Origin of the sequence: Borrelia maritima, from assembly GCF_008931845.1 — a bacterium.
Classification (GTDB): Bacteria; Spirochaetota; Spirochaetia; order Borreliales; family Borreliaceae; genus Borreliella; species Borreliella maritima.
The window spans coordinates 311,346-336,851 of sequence record NZ_CP044535.1 but is presented as its reverse complement, the minus strand read 5'-3'; the positions used below and the strand labels follow the sequence as shown (position 1 = coordinate 336,851).

At 26.9% G+C, this 25,506-nt stretch carries 23 protein-coding genes; 17 read left to right on the top strand and 6 right to left on the bottom strand.

Translation table 11 applies throughout. From position 1 onward, the window contains the following. Positions 1-9: 9 nt before the first annotated feature. The gene (locus DB723_RS01615) at positions 10-1,593 is read right to left on the bottom strand and encodes a peptide ABC transporter substrate-binding protein (RefSeq protein ID WP_151551681.1); all 1,584 of its coding nucleotides are present in this window, start codon (positions 1,591-1,593) and stop codon (positions 10-12) included. A gap of 110 nt (positions 1,594-1,703) precedes the next feature. Beyond that, positions 1,704-3,275, bottom strand: coding sequence for a peptide ABC transporter substrate-binding protein (locus DB723_RS01610; RefSeq protein WP_151551679.1), 1,572 nt, complete (start codon positions 3,273-3,275; stop codon positions 1,704-1,706). A 407-nt stretch (positions 3,276-3,682) separates the two neighbouring features. Here DB723_RS01610 and DB723_RS01605 point away from each other — a divergent pair, with 407 nt between their 5' ends. The 3 genes from DB723_RS01605 to DB723_RS01595 are packed head-to-tail and all read left to right on the top strand — an operon-like array spanning position 3,683 to position 8,537. After that, positions 3,683-4,576: a 1-acyl-sn-glycerol-3-phosphate acyltransferase gene (locus DB723_RS01605; protein WP_151551678.1), complete on the top strand. Its 894-nt coding sequence runs from the start codon at positions 3,683-3,685 to the stop codon at positions 4,574-4,576. Positions 4,577-4,599: 23 nt separating this feature from the next. Then, on the top strand, positions 4,600-7,377 hold the full coding sequence (gene flcA / locus DB723_RS01600) for a periplasmic flagellar collar protein FlcA (RefSeq protein ID WP_151551676.1): 2,778 nt from the start codon (positions 4,600-4,602) through the stop codon (positions 7,375-7,377). Positions 7,378-7,427: 50 nt separating this feature from the next. Then, positions 7,428-8,537 (top strand): VWA domain-containing protein, encoded by a 1,110-nt coding sequence (locus DB723_RS01595; protein WP_151551674.1) that lies wholly within the window; start codon positions 7,428-7,430, stop codon positions 8,535-8,537. Between the two features lie 25 nt (positions 8,538-8,562). Here the strand turns inward: DB723_RS01595 and DB723_RS01590 are convergent, their stop codons facing one another. Both DB723_RS01590 and DB723_RS01585 read right to left on the bottom strand, forming a co-directional pair. Further along, positions 8,563-8,922, bottom strand: a complete 360-nt coding sequence (locus tag DB723_RS01590; protein WP_151551672.1) for a tetratricopeptide repeat protein — start codon at positions 8,920-8,922, stop codon at positions 8,563-8,565. 92 nt (positions 8,923-9,014) lie between these two features. Continuing rightward, on the bottom strand, positions 9,015-10,151 hold the full coding sequence (locus tag DB723_RS01585; protein WP_151551670.1) for a LysM peptidoglycan-binding domain-containing protein: 1,137 nt from the start codon (positions 10,149-10,151) through the stop codon (positions 9,015-9,017). Positions 10,152-10,433: 282 nt separating this feature from the next. Between DB723_RS01585 and DB723_RS01580 the strand changes: the two genes are divergently transcribed. The 5 genes from DB723_RS01580 to DB723_RS01555 all read left to right on the top strand — a co-directional run bounded on the left by DB723_RS01580 (position 10,434) and on the right by DB723_RS01555 (position 16,159). Then, a complete protein-coding gene (locus DB723_RS01580; protein ID WP_151552922.1) occupies positions 10,434-11,492 on the top strand; it encodes a hypothetical protein in 1,059 nt (352 codons plus the stop codon). A gap of 418 nt (positions 11,493-11,910) precedes the next feature. After that, entirely contained in the window at positions 11,911-12,963 is a 1,053-nt protein-coding gene (locus DB723_RS01570) for a BMP family ABC transporter substrate-binding protein (RefSeq protein ID WP_151551668.1), read from the top strand. Further along, complete coding sequence (locus tag DB723_RS01565) at positions 12,963-14,423, top strand: ATP-binding cassette domain-containing protein (RefSeq protein WP_151551666.1); 1,461 nt, start codon at positions 12,963-12,965, stop codon at positions 14,421-14,423. Before DB723_RS01570 ends, DB723_RS01565 begins: the two co-directional genes overlap by 1 nt. Beyond that, the gene (locus DB723_RS01560; RefSeq protein WP_151551664.1) at positions 14,420-15,352 is read left to right on the top strand and encodes an ABC transporter permease; all 933 of its coding nucleotides are present in this window, start codon (positions 14,420-14,422) and stop codon (positions 15,350-15,352) included. The genes DB723_RS01565 and DB723_RS01560 overlap by 4 nt, the downstream gene beginning before the upstream one ends. Continuing rightward, the gene (locus DB723_RS01555) at positions 15,353-16,159 is read left to right on the top strand and encodes an ABC transporter permease (protein WP_151551662.1); all 807 of its coding nucleotides are present in this window, start codon (positions 15,353-15,355) and stop codon (positions 16,157-16,159) included. 1 nt (position 16,160) lies between these two features. On the opposite strand, the gene DB723_RS01550 is transcribed toward DB723_RS01555, so the two are convergent. Both DB723_RS01550 and DB723_RS01545 read right to left on the bottom strand, forming a co-directional pair. Next, positions 16,161-16,847, bottom strand: a complete 687-nt coding sequence (locus DB723_RS01550; RefSeq protein WP_151551660.1) for a tetratricopeptide repeat protein — start codon at positions 16,845-16,847, stop codon at positions 16,161-16,163. Continuing rightward, positions 16,847-17,890 (bottom strand): polyprenyl synthetase family protein, encoded by a 1,044-nt coding sequence (locus tag DB723_RS01545; RefSeq protein WP_151551658.1) that lies wholly within the window; start codon positions 17,888-17,890, stop codon positions 16,847-16,849. Before DB723_RS01545 ends, DB723_RS01550 begins: the two co-directional genes overlap by 1 nt. 50 nt (positions 17,891-17,940) lie before the next feature. Between DB723_RS01545 and DB723_RS01540 the strand changes: the two genes are divergently transcribed. From DB723_RS01540 to DB723_RS01500, 9 genes are all read left to right on the top strand, one after another. Further along, positions 17,941-18,519 (top strand): SAM-dependent methyltransferase, encoded by a 579-nt coding sequence (locus DB723_RS01540; RefSeq protein WP_188093258.1) that lies wholly within the window; start codon positions 17,941-17,943, stop codon positions 18,517-18,519. 45 nt (positions 18,520-18,564) lie between these two features. Beyond that, complete coding sequence (locus DB723_RS01535) at positions 18,565-19,095, top strand: chemotaxis protein CheW (RefSeq protein WP_151551656.1); 531 nt, start codon at positions 18,565-18,567, stop codon at positions 19,093-19,095. Then, positions 19,085-19,930 carry an NAD(+)/NADH kinase gene (locus tag DB723_RS01530; protein ID WP_151551654.1) on the top strand — a complete coding sequence of 282 codons (846 nt, stop codon included), beginning with the start codon at positions 19,085-19,087 and terminating at the stop codon, positions 19,928-19,930. The genes DB723_RS01535 and DB723_RS01530 overlap by 11 nt, the downstream gene beginning before the upstream one ends. 293 nt (positions 19,931-20,223) lie before the next feature. Beyond that, positions 20,224-20,982 (top strand): hypothetical protein, encoded by a 759-nt coding sequence (locus DB723_RS01525; protein ID WP_151551652.1) that lies wholly within the window; start codon positions 20,224-20,226, stop codon positions 20,980-20,982. 28 nt (positions 20,983-21,010) lie between these two features. Continuing rightward, on the top strand, positions 21,011-22,096 hold the full coding sequence (locus DB723_RS01520; protein ID WP_151551650.1) for a hypothetical protein: 1,086 nt from the start codon (positions 21,011-21,013) through the stop codon (positions 22,094-22,096). Next, entirely contained in the window at positions 22,093-22,926 is an 834-nt protein-coding gene (locus DB723_RS01515) for a hypothetical protein (protein WP_151551648.1), read from the top strand. Before DB723_RS01520 ends, DB723_RS01515 begins: the two co-directional genes overlap by 4 nt. Next, positions 22,919-23,812, top strand: a complete 894-nt coding sequence (gene rsmH, locus DB723_RS01510) for a 16S rRNA (cytosine(1402)-N(4))-methyltransferase RsmH (protein ID WP_151551646.1) — start codon at positions 22,919-22,921, stop codon at positions 23,810-23,812. The genes DB723_RS01515 and rsmH overlap by 8 nt, the downstream gene beginning before the upstream one ends. Beyond that, positions 23,805-24,086 carry a hypothetical protein gene (locus DB723_RS01505; protein WP_151551645.1) on the top strand — a complete coding sequence of 94 codons (282 nt, stop codon included), beginning with the start codon at positions 23,805-23,807 and terminating at the stop codon, positions 24,084-24,086. The genes rsmH and DB723_RS01505 overlap by 8 nt, the downstream gene beginning before the upstream one ends. Positions 24,087-24,108: 22 nt before the next feature. Then, positions 24,109-25,500 (top strand): UDP-N-acetylmuramoyl-tripeptide--D-alanyl-D-alanine ligase, encoded by a 1,392-nt coding sequence (locus tag DB723_RS01500; RefSeq protein ID WP_151551643.1) that lies wholly within the window; start codon positions 24,109-24,111, stop codon positions 25,498-25,500. The last annotated feature ends 6 nt before the right edge of the window (positions 25,501-25,506 follow it).

Below are 25,506 nucleotides of genomic sequence, written 5' to 3'. Positions count from 1 at the left end.
GTTAATTATTTACTTTTTTAATTTTAGTTGAGATAAATCAAATCTTTCTGAAATATTGGTATTCCACCCTGCCCACTTATCATTTCTGAAAAGGTAACTGTTTCCATATATGTATATTGGTGCTATTGGAAAATCTTTTTCAATTATTATCTCTTCTGCTTGTCTTAGAATTTCTTGTCTTTTCATTGGATCAAGTTCAAGATCGGATTTTTTAATAAGTTCGTTGTATTCTGAGTTTGAGTAATTGTGAGATGAAAATTGTGTGTATCCTTGTGTGAATATGTTTAAAAATGTCGAAGGATCAGCATAGTCCCCTATCCATCCTGCTCTTGCTATTTCATAATTTCCGTTTGCTTTGGCGTTTAAGTAAGTTGTCCACTCTTCATTTTCAAGCTCTACATTAATATTTAAATTTTTTTTCCACTGGTTTTGAATAAATTCACAAATTTTTTTATTTGCTTCGCTTGTATTATATTTTAATTTTAAAATGGGAAATCCATTTCCATCTGGGTATCCAGCCTCAGCTAGAAGGTTTTTTGCAATTTCAGGATTAAATAATTCTAAATTTTTTGCATAAGAATATGAGCTAAAGTTGGGAGTTGCTCTTCTTGTAGGAGTAGTCCCGTTGTCAAGAACTTTATATGTGAGCGTTTCTCTGTCAATAGCAAGAGTTAAAGCTTTTCTAACTTTAACATTGTCAAGTGGTTTAATATGTGTGTTAAATGCGTAAAAGTATATGGCATTAACAGCCGATGAGTAATAATCGTTTCTTAATTTTAGATCTTTAATTAAGTCGGGTGGTATGGAGCCAAATATTGCATCTAGCTCTTTATTTTCATACATTTTGTATGCTGTTGAATTATCATTTGTTGTATAAAATGTAATGTTTTGTACTTCTACTTCGTTTGAGTTGTAGTATTTGTCATTTTTTTCAAGTACATATTTTTCGTTAGGAATTCTTTCTTTTAATTTAAAAGGACCGCTAGTAACCATGTTTTCAGGACTTGTCCAGCTTTGTCCGTACTTTTCGGTAACATGAACTGGTACTGGAATAAATGATTGGTGTACTAGCATATCAATAAAATAAGGTTTTGGTGATTCTAATGTTATTTCTAATGTTTTTTTGTCAATTGTCCTAATTCCAAGTTCAGAGTCAGATACTTGACCATCAAAATATTTTTGACCATTTTTAATTGTTGATTTAACCATTTCAACATACTTTGAGCCAGTTTCTTTATTCAAAATTCTAAGATAAGATTTTCTAATTCCTTCTGCAGTAATTTCAACCCCATCACTCCAGGTAATTTTTTCTCTTAGGTTAAATGTGTAAACTGTTCCGTCAGAAGAAATATTCCAATCTTTTGCAAGTCCTGGCTTGTTTCCCCCCGTATCAGGATCGCCTGTAATAAGTCCCCTAAACATTGTGTCTAGCATTTTTGATGCAACGTTATCATCTGCTAATTGAGGGTCGAGACTGCTTGGCTCTGCCCCCAAGCTTATTTTAAATGATACTCCTTCTTGTTTTTTCTCATTATTACAACAAAGAAAAGCTAGAAAAAATATTATTGAAAATAATGACTTTTGTAATTTCATAATTTTTTATACCTCCATTTTAAAGCTAACTTTAAAATTTAACTTTAATTTTATAAATGCACTTTTATAGATATTAATTTTAAATCTTAATTTTAAAATTACTTATTTTATTATTTTTTAGTTTTAATATCTTCGTATAAGTAGCTTTCTGCAATATTTGGCATCCACCCTGTCCATTTATCATTTCTGAAAAGGTAATGGGATTTAGGTACAACTAAAGGTGCCATAGGAAAATCTTTTTCTACTATTATTGCTTCCGCTTCTCTTAAAATGTCTTGTCTTTTTATTGGATCAATTTCCAAATTAGATTTTTTTATTAAAGCATCATACTCTTTGTTTGAATATTTGTATGCTCCAAAGAAATGATTTTCTGTTGTAAATAGACTTTCTAAGAACGTTAAAGGATCAAAATAGTCTCCTATCCATCCCACGCTTGACATTTGGTAATTTCCATTTCTTCTGCTTCCTAAAAATGTTGTCCATTCTTCATTTTCAATTTCCATGTTAATGTTAAGTATTTTTTTAAACTGTTCTTGTAAGAATTCTGCTGTTGTTGTTCTTCCCCCTGAGATTTTATATTTTAATGTGGGGAATCCTTTTCCATCTGGAAATCCAGCTTCAGCTAAAAGTTTTTTTGCATTATCAGGATCAAATAATGCTAACTTTTTTCCATAAGAATAATCATCAAATTTTGGAGTTAAGTTTCTTGTTGGATCTGAGCTTCCTTTTAAAACCACTTTAGCCAAAGTTTCTCTATCAATAGCAAGTGAGAGGGCTTGTCTAACTTTTGAATTATCTAATGGCTTTATGGTTGTATTGAATGCTATGTATGCCATTCCATTTTTTGGTCCGGAGTAATAATCATCTCTTATTCTCATTTCTTCTAGATTATTTTTTTCTGCTCCTTGTAGAAAATCGATTTCACCGTTTATGTACATATTGTAAGCCACATTACCTTCTGTTGGGTAAAATACTACTTCATCAATCTCTACGTTTTTTGCATTATAATACTTTTCATTTTTTTCTATTATTATTTTATCGTTAATTGATCTTTCTTTAAGTTTGTATGCTCCACTAACAACTATATTTTCAGGATTTGTCCAGTTTTCTCCATATTTTTCAACAACATGCATTGGAACTGGTATGAATGCTGAGTTCGTTAGCATATCGGGGAAATAAGGTTTTGGAGATGTTAGTGTTATTTCTAAGGTTTTGCTGTCAATAGCTTTTATTCCAAGCTCAGTTTCAGGTACTGTTTCATCAAAATACTCTTGTGCGTTTTTTATTGTGGATTTTAATAAATTAGCATACAGTGCAGCTGTTTTTTTATTTAAAATTCTTAAATATGATTTTTTTATTTCTTCAGCGGTAATGGCAAGTCCATCGCTCCAAACTATATCTTCTCTTAAGTGGAATGTGTAAACATTTCCATCTTCAGAAATATCCCAGTTTTTTGCAAGTCCCGGTTTATATTTCCCAGTTTGTGAATCTTTTGTTGCTAGACCTAAGAATAGGTTTATAATGATATTGCTGCCGTAAAAGTCTGTTGAGAGCTGAGGATCAATTGATGATGGTTCACTTAAATTTGATAATCTAAAAACTATTTTTTCTTTTTTGGTATCATTCATACAGGCTATTAAAGAGAAAATAGTTAACATTAAGACTATTTTTGTGTATTTCATAGGATTTTCCTTTTTCAATATATTTATATATTTTTTGTTCTGATTCTTTATTAATCTTTTTTAATAAAGAATCTTTACTTTATTTTGCTTTTAAATCTATGCCTCCGATAATTTGATTTGTCTTATGTTTAAATTTTACTTTAATTATTATAATAAAAAAAGTCTAATAAAAGTCGAATAAATTTAATGGTTTTTGTTGCTATTTTGCCTATTATTGTGATTTTAAATTTTACTTTAACTTGTGTAATAAATAAGTTATAATGGGTGATAAATGTTTTCAAAAATGTATGCTTGTTTAATATTAGTTATTTGTTATTGGCTTTACATAGTTGTTTGTTCGTAATAAATAAAATGATGTAACTAATGATTAAGTGGCATTATATAATGCTTTAAAAGGTGCTAATTTTATGTTTGTACAAAATGAAAGTTTTGATAAATATTTTAAAGATATGGAGAGCGACTTTGTAAGTCAATTTAAGTCTGTTGAAAATGTTAATTATTTAGATAAGTCTTATCGTAATGCAGACCCTAATAGCAGAAGATTGGCAGACAGAATGATAGAGAGACTTCTTGAGAGTGGATCTACCATTGTTGGTATTCAAAATATTTTAGAACTTTACCAAAAGGCCAAATCTGGTAAGTCTTCAATTATATTAATGGAGCATTACAGCAATTTTGATTTTCCCTGTTTCCAATTTTTACTTTACAAAATGGGCTATCGTGATATTGCAGATCATATTATTCCAATAGCCGGAGTTAAGCTTTTCAGGGATAATTTATTTGTTAAAACTCTTTCTTTAGGATACAATGCAATATTAGTGTATCCACCGCATTCATTTATTGGGATTGGCTTAGAACATGCTAGGCAAAGACGTGTTTTTAATGCTAATTCTATGAAATATATTTATGAAAAGAAAAATAGTGGGTACATTATACTTATTTTCCCCACGGCGACTAGATATAGGAAAGGAAAGCCTGAAACAAAAAAAATAATTTTAGAAATCGTTAATTATTTTAAAATTTTTGATTATTATTTGATGGTTGGAATTAATGGAAATGTTCTAGAAGTTTCTGAAGATGGTGATATGTCGCATGATGTTTTTAAAAGAGATTCTCTTATATACAATGCTGATAAGGTTATGAGTATCGTTGAGTATAGGGATAAAGTTTTAAAGACTTTAAAAGATGGTCAGATAGAGATTACAAAGGAAGCTTTGGGGTTAAAAATTGCTGAAGATTTAGAAAATCGCTTTAATGAGCTTCACAAAGAAGGATTTGAAGTATACAAGAAGAAGCTTTAATGAACTAGGAATTTGATTGCAATATGCCTGATATAGATAAAATAAAACAGTTTAAAAGAGAAGTATTGGATGATCTCTCTAATGAGAGATCATCCAAAGAATCTTTTGGTATTAGTATGGATGTTAATCTTCCTGAACTTGGAGAGAATATTGTTCCTTGGATAAGTAGCGAGGATCTTGCTTTGGAAGAAAATGATGATGAGATTGATTTAAATTTTATGCTTGATGCTCTTGAGAATGAGGATAAATTGCCCTATTCTGACATTTTTAATAACAATTTGCCTTTAAGCAATTCTAACTTAAGAGTTGATGTGGATTCAGAGCTTTCAGCTTTGAATAATGATTTTGACGTTTCTTCTAATGATTATTTGGAAAACAATATTGACAGAGTTCTTGATGATAATTCTATTGATTTAGAAAATGCTTCTGAGATTGATTTTGATAAGTTAACTAATTCTTCAGAATTTAATTCTGAAGAATTGGTTAACAAGCAAGGCAATAATAATTCTTTTGTTGCAATGGATGATGATTTTTTAGAATCCAATGAATTTAATATTGATGATACTGTAAGTGATAAAATTCAAAAAGATGAACAACCAGAGATGTTTTTAGCAGACAATTTAAATTTGGGTATCGATGACAATGATTTTGAAAATGTTGCAGATGATTTTAAATTTTTAGAGTATAGTCAAAATGCAAATTCCAAACGTTTTGAATTTAAGGTTAATTATCCATTATTTTTAAGACATTTGAATTCTTATCCTAGAAATTTAAGAATTGCAATTGCTGAGGCTTTAACAAAGGAGAATGTTTCAAGGTATAAACTTGAAGCGTTAATTGATCTTGTTGAAAAAAATCAAAAAGGGTTGAAATTAATTGCTAAGTTTGTAGGAGATATTGTTGGGCGATCTATTAAATTGCCCTTAATTTATTTTAAAGCGGAAGAATTTAGCAAGCTTCAACAGAAATTGAGCTATAGAGTTTCAAGAGCTTTATTGCCCCTGATAAAAATAGCTTCTTTTTTCGTTGTTTTGGTTTTAGTTTCCTTATACTTTATAGTAGATGTAGTATTTTTTTATATTGCTTCTGAGAGTAAGTATAAAGAGGGCATAAAATCTATATATGAAAATAAAAGAGAGCTTGCGAAAGCTATTTTTAGAGACGCCTATTACATTAGGCCTGATGATAAATGGTTTGTTAGTTATGCTAAAGCGTTTGAAGAAATCAGAGATTTTGATAGCGCTGAGGAGAAGTATGAAGAATTGTTTACAATTGAGCCTTTTTCTGAAGATTCTGCAAGTAGAAGGCGAAAAAAGTTTAATAAGGAAGGATATATTTCATATGCTTCTATGAAAATTAGTCTTGGAGAATATTCTGAGGCCAATTCAATACTTGATGAGGTTATATCTTATGATCTTTATGATTATGATGCTTTGGTGCTAAAGGGAGATAATTATTTTAAGTGGGCTAAGACAAATTCTAACTACTATAAGGATAGTATTAATAGTTATACGGTTGTGCTTTCAAAGTACGGACAAAAAAAGGAAATTTTATTTAAACTTTTTAATGCTTATATTGAAGCTGGTTTAGATACTGAGTCTGATAATGTTAATAATTTTATCAAGTCCAATGAAATTTTAGATGTTAATGAAGTTGTTTACACAAAATATGCTAAAAAGCTGGTAGATAAGTATATTTCTTTTGTGACTTATAATCAAAGAGCAAACAATCTTGCTATAAATTTAAATTATCTTAATGGACAAATAAATTTATTGAATAAGGAATTCTCTGATTTTAAAAGAACTGATGGCAGAACTATTTTTAAGCTTGACAATAATGTTAACATGAATTCAGAGATTGAATACATTCTCAGGAAAATATTAAATAAAAATCCTAATTACGACAAGGCGCTTTTTGAAAGCGGAAGATATTCGTATTACATAGGAGATTTTAAGAAAGCCGAAGTATATTTGCTTAAAGCATTAAATAGTTTTAGGCAGAAAAATTCAATTGAAGATGCTGGGGACAAAATATTGGCTTATAAAATTTTAGCAGACATTTATGAAAAATCTAAAGATTCTCTTAGAGCTAGCAATATTATTGGTTTGGCCTTGAGCGATTATTCTTTTTATAAAAAATATAACCTTATAAAAGGATCTAAGGAGATTTCTTCAATTTATGAGAAGCAGGGCGATATTCTTAGATCTTTAAATGACTTTAATTCTGCGATATCTTCTTACAAATTGGCAATAAATGAGGGTGTTGATTATCCAGATGTTTACTATAAGGTTGGATTGCTTAGTTATAGGGAAAATAATTATGATGATGCATTGAAGTACTTATTTAAAGTAGAGAGCATGGCAGGGTTTTCAAATAGTAACGAAGTTTTAAATTCCATTGCCTTAAGTCTATATAAAATAGGCGATTTTTTAGCTTCTAGGAGTTATTATTTAAGGGTTATGCAGAATTTAAAACTAGAGAAGGCCAATGTTTTAAATTTTAATCCTAAAGAAAATGATTATCATAAAACTCTTTTATTAAAAGAAATTGAGACTTATAATAATCTTGGAGTTGTAGAAGTAATAGCCTCTTTTTCGTCCATAAGAGATACTAAACTTTTTAATTCTGGAGTTAGCAATTTAAGCGAATCAGCTAAGATTTTTGATATATTAAATAGAGATGATGATATGGTAAAAAATGTTAGGAAAGATCTTGCTAGCTTAAATCTAAGGAATATTTTTAAAAATAGTTTTTCTAAATCGAATGTTTTATTTTATGAAAATTTATCCGAAAAACTTTAATATGGACCTTATTAATTGCTTTTGAGTTATTTATGAGGGTGGTATTTCTTATGAAGAAAATTTTTTTATTTCTTTTTATTAACTTTTATTTATCTGGATTTGAAGATAATTCTTTGAAAATAGGGATTGATGATGTTTATGTTGAGGCTCATGAAGAGGGATTTCATCTTTTTATTAGAAAAAAACCTTCAATCAAATCAGTAATATTGACAGAATCTTTTGAAATTCCTGATAAGAAAAAAGATGTGGCTACTTATTCATTTCGTACATTAAGTTATAATAAGGTTAATGGAGATGAAATTCGAATTTTAAATGGAAGGGTTATTAGAAATAAAGAACTTTTATCATTGACATCTTCCACCCCTGTTCCTAATAAGAAGTTTGGAGAAGCTTTCCATATATTGATTCCCAAAAAATTAAAATATGGATTTCCAAATTTTTCAACAAGAAGCGGTGAGATTGACTTAGAAGTATTAAAAAAGAAAAAAGAGCCCTTTTGGTTTTCCATAAGATCTTTTGAGAAAAAGTATAATGATTATTTAGGTAGGTACCAAGATAATGCTTATGAATTGTTTTTCAGAGACGCTCAAAATCAGGGGAAAATTGAATTTAATGAATTAAAGGATAATTTTACAAAATTTTCGGATGAGGTTGTTGTTGCTAATAATGGCATTGATATTGTTGATAAAATAAAAAAAATTTTAAAAAACTCAGAAGATTCAGAATATGGTTTAGATCTAGTGCTTGTTGTTGATGTTACTGATAGTATGAAAAACAATATTGAGATTTTAAAAGAGCATTTATTTTCAATAATAGAACCGCAACTTCAAAAGTTTAAATTCTATAGGGTAGGTCTTGTTTTTTATAAAGACTACCTTGAAGATTTTTTAACTAAAGCTTTTGATTTTAATACTATTCCTTATTTAAATAATATTCTTAAATATGTTAATGTTGGTGGCGGTGGAGATTATCCAGAAGCTGTTTTTGAGGGGATTGATGCCGCTGTAAATCAGTTTGATTGGCGGGCAGAAAGAAGATTTGTCATTGTTATAGGAGACGCACCTCCTCATGAGTACCCAAGAGGATCTATTGTTTACGAAGATGTTATTAATTCTGCAAAGGAAAAAGATATTACAATTTATGGAATAATATTCCAGTAAAAATTTTTATTTTTTAAAATTATTATTATTGTTGATTATTATCTATTTTATTTAATATTTTTTTAGCTAAAGGCTTGACCCATTTGGGCATTTCCATGTTACTTCCTATTAGCTCTCCGAAGATTTTTTTTGCTTTTTCTATTTTGTTTATTGTATAGTATATGAATGCAATTTCATATTTGCCAGTAGCAACTATATTTGGATTGTGAGCGAAATTTTGAATCATTTTTTCGTATGCTTTTAATGCAGAGTTATAATCATTAACATTTACAGCTTTTTGAGCTTCTCTGAGATAAACCCCGTAAGGAGTTTCTTTTGTTAACTTTTCTAAGTTGATTGTATAGCATGAAATAAATATTAAGTTTAATGCTGTTAGTTTCTTCATTTTCTGTCTCTTTTAGAATGTTTTTTATTTAATTTTATTAGATATAAAACAAGAAAGCAAGGCTTTTAAGCCTTGCTATGTGATTGTTTTGCTTATTTTGCAGGAATTATTATTTTCCAGTTAGAATGAATTAGATCAGGATTTTGTATTTTTTGTCTGTTAGCAAACCAAATTTTTGGCCATAAGTAAGGATCGTTGTATAATTTTTTAGAAATGCCCCATAAGGTATTGCCTATTTTTATTACATAAAGCTCACTGCTTGCATTGCTTTGATAAGCTTCAAGGTATCTTGCAGATTCTAAAAATAATTCGTTGGCAAGTCTAAAGTTTTTGACATATTTAGCCTCAACCCCCTTTTCCCACAGTTTTCTAGATTGTTCAATAAGTTCTAGTGTTTTAAATTGTTCTTGAGGCTTAGAGGTTTTTGATATTTCTACCTTTTCTTCATATGCTAGTACTATTGGTATTTGAATTTCTGTTTCTCCAAGAAGATAAGTGTCTTCATTAATATTTAAAAGATTTAAGTGACTATTTCTTTCTTTAATAAATGCTCTACCATTCCATGGCGATGGCTTGATAAGTCTATTATTGCTGTAAATTGGCAAGTTAGAAGCCGCTTCGAGTGCTTTTAATTGCTTATACATTCTCTCATCAGTTTCTTTTAAAGCTTTAGCTTCTTTAGCATTTTTTGCTGCTTGTTGTGCTCTGTTAAATGCTTTGCTATACATGTCAAGGGCACTGTCAAGATCGTAGTTTTTATATTTTCTTGTTGCTTCAAAATACAAGTTATTTACTTCGTCGATTTCTAATGGAATCCATATATATGCTTCATTTGCTTCTGCATCGTTTAGATACTTTTCAATATTTTCCTTAAGGTAATTTGTTTTTTCTTTTTTTTCTCTTGTTTCTTTTATTATTGTTTTGTATCTTTCAAGGACTTTTAGTGCAATTTCATTTCCTTCTTTTGCTTTTTTTTGGTAAAAATTTTTCTTCATTGCTTCTTCTAATCTTTCAGCTTCGTTAAACTCTTTAGAATAAAAAAGATGGCCTCTCTCTTTTATTAGTTCATTTTTAATGTCTTTTATATCTCTTAATTGAAAGCTTTTACTATCTGGCTGTGCAATTTTAGCGTTTTTACTCTCTCTTGTTTCTGGAGGCGTTTTGCATGCGATAAAAGAGATTGCTACTATAATGCGCAGCATCAATATTAACTTATTCTTTATATTCATAAATACACCCTTCTAATAACTTGGCTTCTATTATCTTTAAAGTAAGAACCTTAAATATTAACGTTCTTCTTTTTTACTATTTTATTATTATAGTAATTATAGCATGTCAACAAAAACTTAATATTTTTAATTCTTAAATTAAATTATAGTTCTTTTTCATCATTGTTCAAAGTGTAGTAAACGTGTAATAAATTTATGTAAAACAATGTATAATTAATTTATAGGTTTTTAAAAGATCAGGAGAGCTATATTTTTAGAATATATCATTTTGTCCTTTTGATATTGCTTTCAAGTGGAGCTTTATTTTCTCAAGTAGCAGTTGTAAAAGAAATAGAAGGTAAAGTTGGTATTATTAGAAATACATTTCCTGTTAAGCTGGATTTAGATGACGAAATTTTTGAGTATGATTTTATTGAGGTTGGGGAAAATTCAAAACTTAAAATAAATTTATATGAAATAAATGGCATTTCTGCAGATTTAATTTTTCATTCCAATACAAATAGTTTTGTGTTTTATTCTTCTCTTAAAGATTTGCAAGATGCAAAAATATATTTGTTTAGAGGAAGTGTTGATGCTGTAATTCATAATATTGTTAAAGGATCTTCAATTTCTGTTGTGGTAGATAATAATTTGTTTAAAGCTGAAAATGTATCAAGATTTTATCTCAACAGTGATTATTTTAATAGTTATTTTATTAATGTTTACAAGGGTAGCGTTAAGCATATTAATAAAAGCGAATATTTAATTTTTCCGAATACCAGTCTTTTGCTTTTTAATGGGAATTCTTTTTTGCATAAAGTTAATGAAGCTACCTTAAAGGGTGTTAATCAAAATTTTATAAGAATGGCTAAAGATAATTTTATGTCTTTAAATAAAGGGTTTTTATATTTCTTTATTTTAAAATATTTCGAAGATAGTTTTAGATTTAACTTTATGTATAATTATTTAATAAAAGATTTTAAATTTAATTCTATATATTCTAAATGGAGCTTGGAAGATAAAAATTATAAACTTGGTAACAGAGTTGATATGATTAAAAATATTAATTATTTAAAGGGTAGAATTGGTGTACTTTTTAATAATTTCGTTGATTTGGCCAATAGGTTTTATTTTGTGGATGATGTTTTTAAACATTTTTCTACCTTTTTCGACAAATCAATGCCTGTTGATAGTTCTATTCCAAAATTTTTAAAAGATTACAAGGTTAATAAAAATGTTTTAAAAAACAAGTTTTTTAAAACAATACATTCACTAAAGATGTATTTAAGACGTTCAAATGACGATATAACTAGTAATTTAAATGTTAATGAATTGCATTTATTGCGGCCTAGAGAGTTTTAATTTTTATATATTTAGTTTGGCTTTTATGTTAAAGTTATTTTTTAGGCAAAATGATATATTTCTTGAAAATTTAAATAGTAGGAGAAATTAATATATTTGTTTTTATTAGCTATTTCAAACTATTGATATTGAGTTTTATTAAAAAAATGAAAAGTTTTCAAATTTTATTATGTTATTCAGCAAAATTTAAAATTTATATTCAGAATTTGCTTAAGATTTTATTAAATCTGTTGAATTCTGAATTTTTTTGTCAAGATCTTATAATAAGAGGAAAAATGTGTTATTTAGATGTGAGGATAGTTTTTCAATTAGCTTTGAGAGTTTTATTTTATGGCTTTATGGTTGATCTTTTTTTTATTTGATTTTTGTTGTGGCATTAAGATGAATTTAATAATTAATGAAAGGATGTTTTATCTTTATGGGTAAGAAAGTGTTTTTTAAAGGATTTTGGATTTTATTCACAATATTGCATTTGTATTTATTTGTTTATTTAATCTTTTTCAAGAAGCGCAAGGTGGATATTTTTAATAAAACAAATATTGCTTTATTTATCCCAGGAATTATTTCAGGATCTCCGTCTTATAAAGAAATGTACAATTCTTTATTTGAATTTAAAAAAAAGCATGAAAATCTTGAAATTAAAGTTTTAGAAGCCGGATTTAATCAAAGCGAGTGGATAGAAATGCTTGAAAAATTGTTAACTTCAAAAAAATATGATTTTTTAATAACTACAAATAATGCTATGCAAGATATTATTGACAATGTTTCTCATAATTATCCTTATACTAAGTTTCTCATTTTTGATTCTTTAGTAAAAAATACCAACAATCAAGTATATTCAGTTTCTTATAATGTTGCAGAAGAGGCATACATTTTAGGGTATTATGTAGGCCTTTTTTTAAAAGAATTTGTTAAATCTGGCTTTGGAAATGCTGCTCTGATTTCAGGCCAAGATTATCCTGTTATGAAAGATTATATTTATTATTATTTCAGAAAAGGCATTCTTGATACTGGCGTGAGATCGGAAGTTTATTATCGAGTTTTGGGAAATTGGCATGATAGCAATTTAGCCAAATTGTTATCAGATTCTTTGATTAAGGATTCGGGGGCCTTGGTAATTCTTCCTATTGTTGGACCTGCTATTGAAGGAGTGCTTTCTTCTATTAGGAAGAATAATGTTTCCGCCGTTCTTTTTGACAGTGAAGATTATTTGGATAATAAAGAAAATATTATTGGCTCAGGAATTACAAATCAGAAATATTATGTTTCATATATTTTAGATAAAGCTCTCAAGTCAGAGATTAGCTATGGAAATTCTGATATTTTTGGCATAAAACACAAAGGAGTTTTGTTTAATATTTCGAATGTTTTTTACTTAGAGCGAACTAGTCAAAAGTTAAAAGACGATCTTTTAAAAAAAATAGAAGAGGTTAGTGTAAATGGTATAAAAATTAATTTGGAACAAAATTAATGGTAGAGTTTAAGAATATAGTTAAGTATTTTCCAGACATTGACAAGCCTATTTTGGACAGTATTAATTTAAAAATTGAGGAAGTTAAGATTTTTACGGTAGTTGGTAAAAATGGGGAAGGAAAAAGCACCCTAGCTAAGATTATTGCCGGACTTATTGAATTTGATGAGGGTGAAATATTAGTAAATGGGATTAGGCAGAAAAATTGGAATGTAGATAAAGCTAAAAGCAATGGTATTTATCTCGTTTCTCAAGTTCCTAATTTGAAAATGAATTTAAGAGTATGGGAATATTTGAGTATTTATTGGTTTGGTTATGCATTTTTTATGCCAATGAATAAATCTAAGACCTATAAATATTATAAATGGCTTATGCAATTTTATAAAATTTCTTTTGATTTAGATAAGAAAATTAAAGATTTAAATATTAAAGAGATTTATTTTTTACTTATTATTGCTGCTCTTAAAGAGAATGCAAAAATAATTATTTTTGATGAGAGTGCTGCTTATTTTTCTCAAAAAGAAGCGAAAGCTTTTATCAAATTGCTTGTATTGCTTAAGAAATCAGGAGTCGCATCTCTTTTTATTACTCACAGTGAGATTACAGATGCTGTAAAATTTAGCGATGAGTTTATTATTTTAAAAGATGGAAAGTGTTTTAGAACAGTAAACAAAGAATCAATTTTAAGCAAACTTGAATCCTCTAGTGACAAGGTATTTTTTACAAATATTAATTGCAAAAAATTTGAAAAAGATTCTATTAAATTTAATTTGTTTTTTGAAGATTTTTGGAAGTACGATGTTAGCTTTTCTTTAAATAAAAGGGGTGTTTTAGGAATAATTGGTGAAGAAGCTGCAATTAAAACATGGGAAAAATTATTCTTAGGAGAACTTATTTTTGTTGGGTGCATAAAAATTAATGGCATTAGATATGAGCGAATAAATATTTTTGAATGTAAGGCTGGATTTTTACCCCTGGGCATTGGTAATTTATTCCCCGATAATAGCAGCATATTAGATAATTTTTTAGCTAAATTTATGAACTTTGAAAATAAAATTTTTATTAAGCAATCCTATATTAATAAGATCAAAGATTTTTTTAAAAAAAAGATGGAATTTTACAGTGAAGAAAAAATATATAGAATTCTTTATTCCAAATCTTTGGCATTTTCTGGGGGGACTTTAAAGAAGTTTGCTCTTTACAGAGAGATGTATATTGCAAAAAGTTTTTTAATTTGTTTTTCTCCTTTAAGCAATTTAGACCACAAAGCTTATAATGAAATGTCTGTTGCTATTCGTAATTATTCAAAAGAAAAGCCAGTTCTTTTGATTACTTCCAATTTAGATGAATTGCTTTTGCTCTCTGATAACATTTTAGCAATGAAAATGGGGGAAGTTTTGTTAAACACATCTAGAGAAAAGGCTAGTAAAGAAAAATTAAAGGAATTGCTATTTTTATGAACTTTTTTAGAAATAGCTTTATGGCATTATTTTTTTCTTTTTTGATATTAAGTATCAGCTATTTTTTTAGTGATTTTTTTCAATTTTCATATATAAAGATGATATCTTGGCGTTTTATTTTATTTTTAATAATGGCTACTGGGATTGTCACTTGTGCCAAGACCAATTCATTAAATCTTGGAAATGAAGGTCAGGTTTATTTTGGAGCATTTTTCGTTTATATATTTTCAAGTTTTTTTGGATTAACCTATTTAAATTTTATATATTTGATATTTTTGAGTTCTTTTTTTGTAGGACTTTTGGGACTTATACCTTTTTTTATTACTTTTTTCTTTGGATTAAATAGAGCTTTAACGGGTCTTTTAATTTCTTATGGAAATCAAAGGTTGATAGATGGATTTATTTTAAATATGTTAAAAACAGGTAGTTTTTCTAATCAGACAAAAAGAATTAATAGTTTATTTGCTTTAGATTCGTCACTTATTTATTTGTTTTTATTTGGCATGTTAATTTGGCTTTTTTATTTTTTGATGCACAAAAAAACTATTTATGGACTTCAGCTTGAAATATTAAGTAATAAGAAAAAGATAGGTATTTTTTTCAATATAAATGAATTTAAATATAAGTTTTTCTCTGTATTTGGTAGTGCCTTTTTAAATGGTCTTGCAGGCTCTATGTTTGTAGTATTTTACAAACAGTATTTGGTTTTAGGGTTGACTTCAGGGCTTGGTTGGAGCAGTTTAATTGTTGCTGTAATTTCAGGATTTAATTATATTTACGTATTATTTTTTAGCTTATTGTTTTCAATATTAATCGAATTTAATAATTTTCTTAATATAAATTATGACTTTAAATATGAATTTATTGGGTTGTGTCAATCAGTTGCCATTTTTATCTCTTTATTTTTTATTAAAGCTAGGGAAAATTAGATGTTTGGTATTTTTGTGCAGGCTCTTGTCTTTTCGTATTTAGCACTTGGAGTTCTTTATACAGAGAAAATAGGATTTTTAAATGTATCTATTGAGGGCATTTCGTATCTTTCAATATTTTTAACATCTTTTTTTATTTATTCGGGATATGGAATTTTTATTTCAACTATTTTTGCTCTTTTTATTAGCTTTGTGTTTGGATTTTTTTTATCTTTTATAGTCAATAAAAATTATGATATTTTTATAGCAGGAATAGGGATTAATATTTTTTGTTATTTTTTTGTTGATTATTTAATGAAGAGAAATTTTAATTTTATTCCGGGCTTTACTTTAAATTTGTCTGGAAAATTTGAGGTTATTGCTTTTATTGTCATTTTTTTCATTTTTTTATTTACTACTGTTTATATTATAAGTTATTCAAGAATTAGAGTAGTTTTTGAATTTATTTTTTCAGGGAATTATGAAGACATTTTAGGTGAAAAAATAAGCAATCGTTTCAAATCTTTTGCGATTTTTGTATCAATTTTCACAGCAAGTCTTGCTGGCTCATTTATTGCGGTAAATCTTAATGCTTACTCTTATAATTTGGGATTAAACAATGGCTGGCTTGCTATTTGTATTCTTTATATTGCATTTTCAAATCCTTTATTAATTTTTCCAATTTCTTTTTTAATAGTTTTTTTTGAATATCAATTTTTTCATACTCAAGAGTATATAAATTCTTATTTTTCTCTTTCTCTTCCATTTTATGTAGCAATAATAATAAATATATTGGTTTCGTTGATTAAGAAAAAAGATAAACCTTGATTCAACTTCTAAAGGCTGTGTTTTGAATTGTTTTTAGAGTACTAATTTGTAGATATAATTCTTTTAATTTTTTTCTATTAAAATAATAGAAGGGTATTTGTTTTATTATTTCCAAATTATTTAAAAAAATTACAAATAAAGTGTCATCATTAAGTGCTAATTGAAACGTTGAGATTAATATTGTATTAAATGCTGGATTTTCATTCTTTATAAAGTGATAAATGCTTTTTTTAAAAAGAGCATCAATTGCTATAAATATATTTTCTCTAAATAGTTCTTTACCGCTTTTGAAAAATTTAATTATGTAGTCCATTGAATTTTCAACTTCTCCTATTAAAAAGTATGCCCAAGAGATGTCCAAAAAGTTTTTTTTATCTTGAAAGTCTATTATTTTTAAGTAATCTTGAGATTTAATAATTGCTTTCTTCCAATTTTTATTTAAATATTCTAATTCTGAGAGCAAAAGATGAGCATCAACTTGATTGTGATCTATGTTAACTATTTTTTTTAGATTTTCTATAGCTTTTTTATATTTTTTTGATTTTTTTAGTACCATTGATTTTTGGTAAAGTTTTTCTATTGTATAATTTTTGTCTTGTTCATTGGGGTTTAATGTTGATGTTATTACAGGACAAATATTTGTTGTCAAACCGTAGGAAAGCGTAATCATCATTATTATTGTTCTCATTATATTCCTTCTTTTATTTGTTCAATAATATCTATTAGTAGATTTTTATATCTATTTATTAATGGATATAAATTTAGTTCATTTTTAAATTCGTTTAAATATTTTAAGGCAATAATAGTTGAGTTTTTTATTGATTTTGATGAATTTATCATTTCTGTTAGGTTAAATATTTCTTTTCTTGCTGCAGTGGTTTCTTCGTTTTTTATTTGATTAAATTTTGAAATAATTTTCGGTTCAAAATTTTTTTCTTGTAAAAACAAAATTATTGGCAAGCTTTTTTTCCCTTCAAGCAAATCGTCTCCGAACTCTTTACCATTAATTTTATTTTTTATGTTTTTAATATCGTCTATTATTTGGAAATAAACACCAAGTTTTAAGAATGTGCTGTAAATTTTTTTAGCTTTGTCTTCATTATTTGTGATTATTGCAGCTAAAAAGCTTGCCATTCCGAAAAGCGAAGCTGTTTTTAATTCTACTAAAGAAATGTATTCCTTAATGCTTGGAATATATGATTCATTGTGAAATTTAATATCAATTCCTTGTCCCAGGTGAAGATTTGAAAGAGTTGTAAAAAAATTTTCATAAATTAGTAATTTTTGATTTTTTTTTAAATTTGATCTTTCTATTAATTTCGCAGGTAAAAAATAAATTAAATTGCCAGCGTTTATGCTGTTATCTATTCCATAGATTAAATGTATTGCTGATGTACCTCGTCTTTTTAGCGAATTGTCTTCAATGTCATCAATAATCAAGCTTCCAGAATGAGGGAGTTCAAGTAGCAAGCTTAATTTATATATTAATTTATCGTTTTTTTCTTTTAAGCCCAATGCATGTGCTAAAAGAATCATTATCATAGGTCTTATTCGTTTTCCACCCCTATTAATAATTTCAATTGCTGGTTCTTTAATATAATCAAGAGTTTCTTTTTTTATTTTAAAAGTAAATTTTAAATCTTTATCTTTGAATAAATTTATAAAATTAGTTGTTGAGAATATTTTATTAATATTTTTTTCAATTTTTTTTAAAAATAGTTTATTTTGCATAATAAGAATTATAATGAAAAAGAATAATAAAGTGTATTAAAGGTATTGATGTGTATCGCTTGGATGATGAGTATTCTCTAAAAGCTAAAAGAGAAGGATATTTGGCAAGATCTGTTTACAAGTTGATGGAAATTAATGAAAAATTTTCTTTATTTTCTTCTGGAAATGTTTTAGATATTGGTGCATCACCTGGCAGTTTTTCTCAATATGCTTATAAAAAGCTTAAAAGAGGCGTTCTCGTATCTGTAGATATGAATGATATTGGCCTTAAGTATGCTGATAACTTTTATTTTATAAAGGGAGATATATTTTTAGATGACACAGTTTTTAAGATTAATACGTTTAGTCCTTATAGTCTTGTAATTAGCGATGTGGCTCCCAAGACTACTGGAAATAGACTTTTAGATACTACCAATTCTTTTAATTTGAGTATGAGAGTAATAGATTTATCGCTTGAAGTTTTGCTTAAAAATGGAAATTTGCTTGTTAAAGTCTTTCAGGGAGGAGATGAGATGCAAATTTTTAAAAAGTTTGAAAAATATTTTAAATTTGTAAAAAAAATTAGACCCAAAGCTATAAGGAAAAATTCTTTTGAAATTTATATTTTAGGTAAGAGTTTTGGCAGGTAGCAAATTAATCAAATTGTTATAAACATCAATTTAAGGGTATAAAATATGTTGAAAAAAGAAATTTCTAAAGACAAGAAGTCACAGTTGCAAGTTGCAGGTTTTAAAATAGGAAAAGAAAGTTATGGGGTGTCAATAGAGCATATTAGAGAAATTATTAAAGTTCCATCAGAAGGAATTTATGCTATACCAAATGTTCCGGAATATATCATAGGTATTTATAATCTTAGGGGCAGTATTATTCCTTTGATAAATTTAAATATTAAATTTGGGGTTCCTTCTATTTCAATAACAGAAGAAGATATGCTTTTGACGGGATACTTAATAGTTAAGATTAAAAATAAACTTTTGGGCATTTTTGTTGACAGGGTTTTAAAAGTTATTAGTTTTGATGATTCTAGAATTCAAGAACCTCCTGCGACTTTGCAAACTTTAGATAGAAAATATATATCTGGAGTTGTAAAGCTTGATGAGACTGATAATCTTGAGAGTGAATATTTAGTATTAATTGATATTTCAAAAATTTTTGACAAATGCGAATTCGAAGATATTCCTTATAAAGATCAACATGAAGAATAAGGCTCTTCTTTGTATTAATACTTTAAAGTCGGGAGCTAGCATTTTAGGTAATGATATTAAGGCTTATTTAGAAACCAAATATTTTATTGAGGTGATCTTAATAGATGTTAGCAAACCTTTATCTTCTTTGCCAAGAGAAAATTTTCTTTTTTTGATAACTTTAGGGGGAGACGGAACAGTGCTTTTAGTTGTTAATTTGCTTCTTGAAAATAAAAATATTGATATTCCAATTATTTCAATTAATATGGGAAAGGTAGGATTTTTAGCAGATATTAAGATTGAAGATTTTAAAAAAGTAATAGATAGATTTTTTAAAAATTCTTTAGTTATTAATAAAAGATTTTTACTCCATGTAACAATTTATCAGCAAGGTAAAGATTTGATTTCTAAATATGCTTTAAACGATATTATTATTCGCTCAAGCGTTCTTAATAAAATGATTTATGTAGATCTTAGGGTTAATTCTGAAAGTTTTTTATCATATAAAAGTGATGGGATAATTGTGTCTACTCCAACAGGTTCAACCGGATATTCTTTTTCAGCAGGGGGTCCTATTCTAGAAGCGGATCTTGAGGGTTTTGTACTCACACCTATTTCTCCCCATTCCCTTTATAATCGTTCTTTTGTGTTTTCTAAATTAAGTAAACTTTCTCTTTCTTTTTCGAAAGAATATTTTATATCATCAGCATCAATTTTTTTAGATGGAATTAATTTTGGTTCTTTTGGAATTGATGCTCTTTTTGAATTTGAAATTTCTTCTCAAAGCTTGAATTTTGTTTCATTTTGTACGGACACTTTTGTTAAAAGATTGAAAAATAAGTTATTGCAAGGTTAATGTTTTTAAAAGTATTTTTTAATAAATAGTGATTATTTGAATGTTGGATTGAATCTAATCTTTTAATTAAACTGTAGGATTTTATATTTTTTAAGACCCGATACTTTTAAAAAGTAGCTAAAATTTTACATAATTTATTATAAGTATGTTAATGTTTTTTATTTACGTAGTTAATTTTCTAAGGGTGTTTTTTATAAATTTATAACTTGTTAAAATATTTAATGTGTTTGTTGCTAAAAATAGTATATTGAATAGCTGATAGATCACCTTTGTATGAGTTTAGGCAGGTGTTTATGGATTTAATTGATAATGAAAATTATAAAAAAATAGTTTACATTAATAATCTTGTTTTAAGGACTTTGAATGATATAGCAGCTATAAAAGAGACTGAGGAATTTTCATCAAATGCCAAGCTTTCATTTGATCTTATTGATTTCAATTTAAATGTTTTAAGCTATATTTCTTCTTTAAATTATTTTTATACTAGGCCGAGATTGAAAGTAAATTATTCTATAAAAAAGATTTTATCTGGATTGATTTCTGATTTTAGCTTGGTTATTAGCCCTGTTCTTAGCATTACCCCAAGAGAGTTAATTGAAATGCCTCAGGCTCTTGATTTAAACCCCGAAGAGAGGTTTTTAATTGTTAAAAAATTGGGTTATTTAATTGATTTGGCTAAAAGTTTTAGCAAAAAAGATTCTAAAACGCTTGTTTTTCTTGATGATATGTATCTTAAGTTTATTGTTTTTTCTAAAAATATTATTGATTTTAGAGATTTTTCTAAAAATCTAAAACTTGAGAGTCCTTATTATAAATTTCAATTTGAACACCTTATCAAAGTATTGGAGCTTTTAGAAGAAGGAGCGTTTATTCTAAGAAGCAAATATGAGCTTAGTGGATCTCATGAGTTTGGATTGCATTCTCTTGGTTACTTGGAGGCTGGGCGAGTTTTGGCTACTATAGCTTCTCAAAAAGAAGCTGCTGAAAAATTTTCAAGGTTTCATGGAGTTTGGTCTTCAAAGTTTAGTTCAGATTTAATTAAGGCAAAATAAATAAATTAAAATGAGGGGAGCAATTCAATTGAGTTTTAATGTAGAAGAAGGTGCGATTAAATTTAAAAAAATAAAAATTTTTTTGATCTTGGTTTTGTTTTTATTATTTATAATTTTGATAGATTTTTTTGTAAGATCTACTATGAATGTATCTAATTTTTATGATTTTAAGAATTTTGAAAATAAGTCTGATTATAAAAATATAAATTTAAGCAAGAATGTTTTTATATCAAATAAGGTTTTAAATCTTAATTTTGAAGAATCTTTTTATTCACTTTTAAATGATAACTTAATAAGTTATTCAGGCTATTATTATGTTCTTTTTAATTCTAGCGAGGATTATTCTGTTTTTTCTGCTAAAAACAATAAGTTTTTATTTACGCTCAAGTTCAAGGATTTTGTTTTTGTAATAAAAAATGTAATTTTTACTTTAAATAACTTGTATAAAACTTTGGAGATTTATGACTCTAGTGGAAATAATACACTTGTGCTCAATTTTTTGTCCTCAATTTTAAGTGTGGACTATAATAATGATTTTTTGGTCTTGGGTCTTTCTAATGGTGAGATTTATATATATAAACAAGGCAAGATGATTTACATGGAGGATTCTTTAGAGAGAAGATTTCCAACATGTTTTGTTAAATTAAATTCTAATAATAAATATTTGATTTCACTAAAAGGTAATTCTGAATACGTTTTAGAAGTAATTGATTTAGAAAATAATTATAAAAAAATTTTAGAATTAACTAATTTAACTATTAGTAGTTTGGAAAGTTTTGAGACTTTTCTAAAAATAGATGATTATCACAATTTGTTTATTGAAGGTAGAAGTTCACTTGTGGTGATAAATATTAAAAGTGGTAGAATATTTAAAGTTGAAAATAAAAATTCTATTTTAAGAGCATCATATGATTATTTTCAAAATATTTATAGAGTGTATTTTTATTCTGAGGATGACAAAATTATTAATATAAAAACTTATTCTGCAAATTCTTTTAGATTGTTTGATAATGTTTTTATTAAAGATGAAATAAGCTCTTTTGTTGAATTTGGAAAAGGACTTTTATATTTTAATAGTAATAATGATTTAAAATATTTAGGATTAGGGCAGTGATTTTAATTGTTTTTATATTTTTCTTTAATGTTTTAGATTTATATCCATTTTTGGAATTTAGAAATGATGAAAAGTTTGCTTTGGTTAAAGATTTTGGTGTATTGGATAATAATAAATTGAATATTGGAGTAAGGTTAAGGCCTTTAGAAAAGATCGTATCTATTTTTTCAAATAATTATAAAGTATTATATTCAAAAAATCGATTAGATAGGGATAGTGTTTTAATCATTTTTGACAATGATTTAGATTTAAATTTAGAGGTTTTAGGGGGGTTTTTTTATAAGCTTGGAAAGATTGTTTTAAGGGATGAAAAGAGCGTTATTGATTTAGTAGTTAATGATCCTATTGCTAAAAAGATTGTCAATCCTTTATTTGTTATTAAAAATAGGAACAATGTGGTTCCCGAAACAGTCTATACTTTAGGCAAAGTTTTTTTAAAAGGAAGGGGCGATGATGAAAAATTGGAATTATCAAAAAATATAAATTTAAATGTTGACTCTGGTCAATACAGCCTTTTGTTATATTTTCATACTCAAAAAGTAGAATCTTTTAAAAATTCTCTTAAAGGGGTTTATTATTTTGAGGCTATTTTGAATAATAAAAGTATTCTTCGTTCAGATTTTCAAAATATTTTTTTTATTAATAATACATATGTTCTAGCTCAAGAAAAAAATTATGGATTGGATATTTTGAATATTAAAAAAGATGACGGATGCCTTAAAATAAATGATCTTAATTTTATTAAGGGCAAGAATGAACTTAAAATAAAATATGGCGATGTTTATGGAAATGAAAAAAAAATAATTTATAGGTTTAAATTAAATGAATAATAATGTTTTTCATTTTCCAGTACTTCTTGATGAAATTTGCAAGCTTATAGAAGGGCTACCTGTAAAAAGCGATTTAATATACATTGATTCTACTCTTGGAGAAGGAATTCATGCAAAAGAGATTCTTAAAAAATATGATTTTTTAAGTTTGGTTGGAATTGAAAGAGATTCTCAAATTTTAGAAAGAGCAAAGCAGTTTCTTATTGCCTTTGAAGAGAGAATTACATATGTTAATGATTGGTTTGACAATTTCTTTCTCAATTACCCTTTAAATGTAAAAGCCGATTTTATTTTAGTTGATCTTGGTATTTCTATGTTTCATTACAAGGGTAGTAAAAGGGGGTTTACTTTTCTTGAAGATGAGCCTTTGGATATGAGACTTTGTTCTTCTTCTTGCAGAATTAGTGCAGCTGAGGTTGTAAACACTTTTAGTAAATATGACCTTGAAGCTTTAATTTATGATTTAAGTAATGAATATTATTCTAGAAGAATCTCTAAAGCTATTGTAGAATATCGAAAGATTAAAAAAATACAAACTACAAAAGAGTTACAATCTATAATAAATAAAGTTTATCCTGTTTCAAAATTTAAAATAAATCCAGCTACAAAAACTTTTCAAGCGTTAAGAATTTATGTGAACGATGAGCTTGCAAGGCTTAAAAAAAGTTTACCTTTGTGGGTAGAAAATTTAGCCAAAGATGGGATTTTAGCTATTATTACGTTTCATTCAATAGAAGATCGCATTGTAAAAGATTTTTTTAAAAGTTTAAACTGTGATTTGTATGCTAAGGTTTCAAAAAAGCCCATTATTCCAAGTTTTTATGAGATTAAAAAAAATAAACCTTCAAGGAGTGCAAAGCTTAGGGCTGTAAAAAAAAATGAGTAGTATAAGTAAGATTGAATTTGAAGTTTATTGTATTTTAATTTTGATATTAACAGTTATATTATGTTTTAATATTTACTTAAATTTCAGATATGTTGTAAAACTTAGAGAATTTAATCACTTAAACAATGAACAAGAAGATATTATTGATGATAATTTAAGATTGCTAACAGTAATATATGAACTTGAAGATATTAATAGGATAGAGAATTTTTGTCTTGGAGAATTAAATTTGGAAAAGAAAGCTAATGAAGATATAAATATTTTTATCGAGTAGAATATTTTAGAATGAGGTTTGAGTGCGTATAAAGATTAAGGATATTTTAATCTCTTCTAAAGATGTGAAGTTTGTGGGAAATATAAAAAATATTGAAAAAGTAGTATCGTTTTACTCCTTAGACAGTCGAGAAATAAAGAATAATAATATTGATGTCGCTCTTTATTTTGCATATAAGGGAAATAAAGTAGATGGATTTTCTTTTGTTAAATATTTAATTGATTTGGGTGTGAAATGTTTTGTATGTTCAAGAGATCATGAATCTGAGTGTATTGAATATTTAAATGATAATGAAGAGCTAGTTTTTTTACTTACAAACAATGTAATAAGGCTTCTTCAAACTTTAGCAGCGTGTTTAATTGAAAAAACAAGTTTTAAAAGAATTGCTATTACAGGTAGCAATGGTAAAACCACAACCAAAGAGATGCTTTATAGTATTCTTTCAAAGAAGTATAAAACTTACAAAACTTGGGGTAATTTAAATTCTGACATTGGGCTTCCCCTTAGCATTTTAAGGGTAGAGGGCAATGAAGAGTATGCTGTTTTTGAGGTTGGAGTTAGTTATGTTGGGGAAATGGATCTTTTGTCCCAAATTTTAAAACCAGAAATTGTTATTATTACAAATATAAGCTATGCACATATGCAATCGTTTAAAGAATTACAAGCTATTGCTTTTGAAAAGAGCAAAATAATTGGGAAAAACATTGAAATCTTTGTTGTAAATGAAATGAATGATTATTATGGTTATCTTGAAAAAAGAGCAAAAATAGCAAATCCAAATGTTAAAATTGTTTATTTTGATTTTGAAAATCTTAATATTAAATCATTTTCTTTTGTGGAAGGAAAATTTTCTTATGACTTTGTTTACAAAGGGTTTGAGTACTCTATTTTATTGCTAGGCCGGCATAATATTTTTAATGCAATAGGATGTATTAATTTAGCTTTATTTTTGGGAATAAGAGAAAAAGAAATTAGAGAAGGCCTTATTGAAACTGCTTTTCAAAAGGGCAGGGCAGAAATTTTGACAAAAAATGGATATTTAATTTTAAATGATTCTTATAATGGCAATATGGGTTCTTTTATGGCCTTGAAAAATATGATTTTGGACCTTAATATCCAAAACAAAAAATTTATAGTTCTTGGATCTTTTAAAGAGCTTGGAGAATTTGCATATAAAACTCATAAAGATTTAATTCAAGAGGCTGTTTTAATGAATTTTGATAAAATTTTTCTAATTGGTGAAGAATTTTTAGATGTTAGAGATTCTGAGAATTTAGTTGAAAGATGTTTATATTACTTTAGTGAGTTTGATAAATTTATTGATTTTTTTTTAAAAAGCTTGGAACCTTCAGTTTTTATTGTTATTAAGGGTTCAAGGTTAAACAGGTTGGAGAGAATTTTAAATTATATTTAGATAATA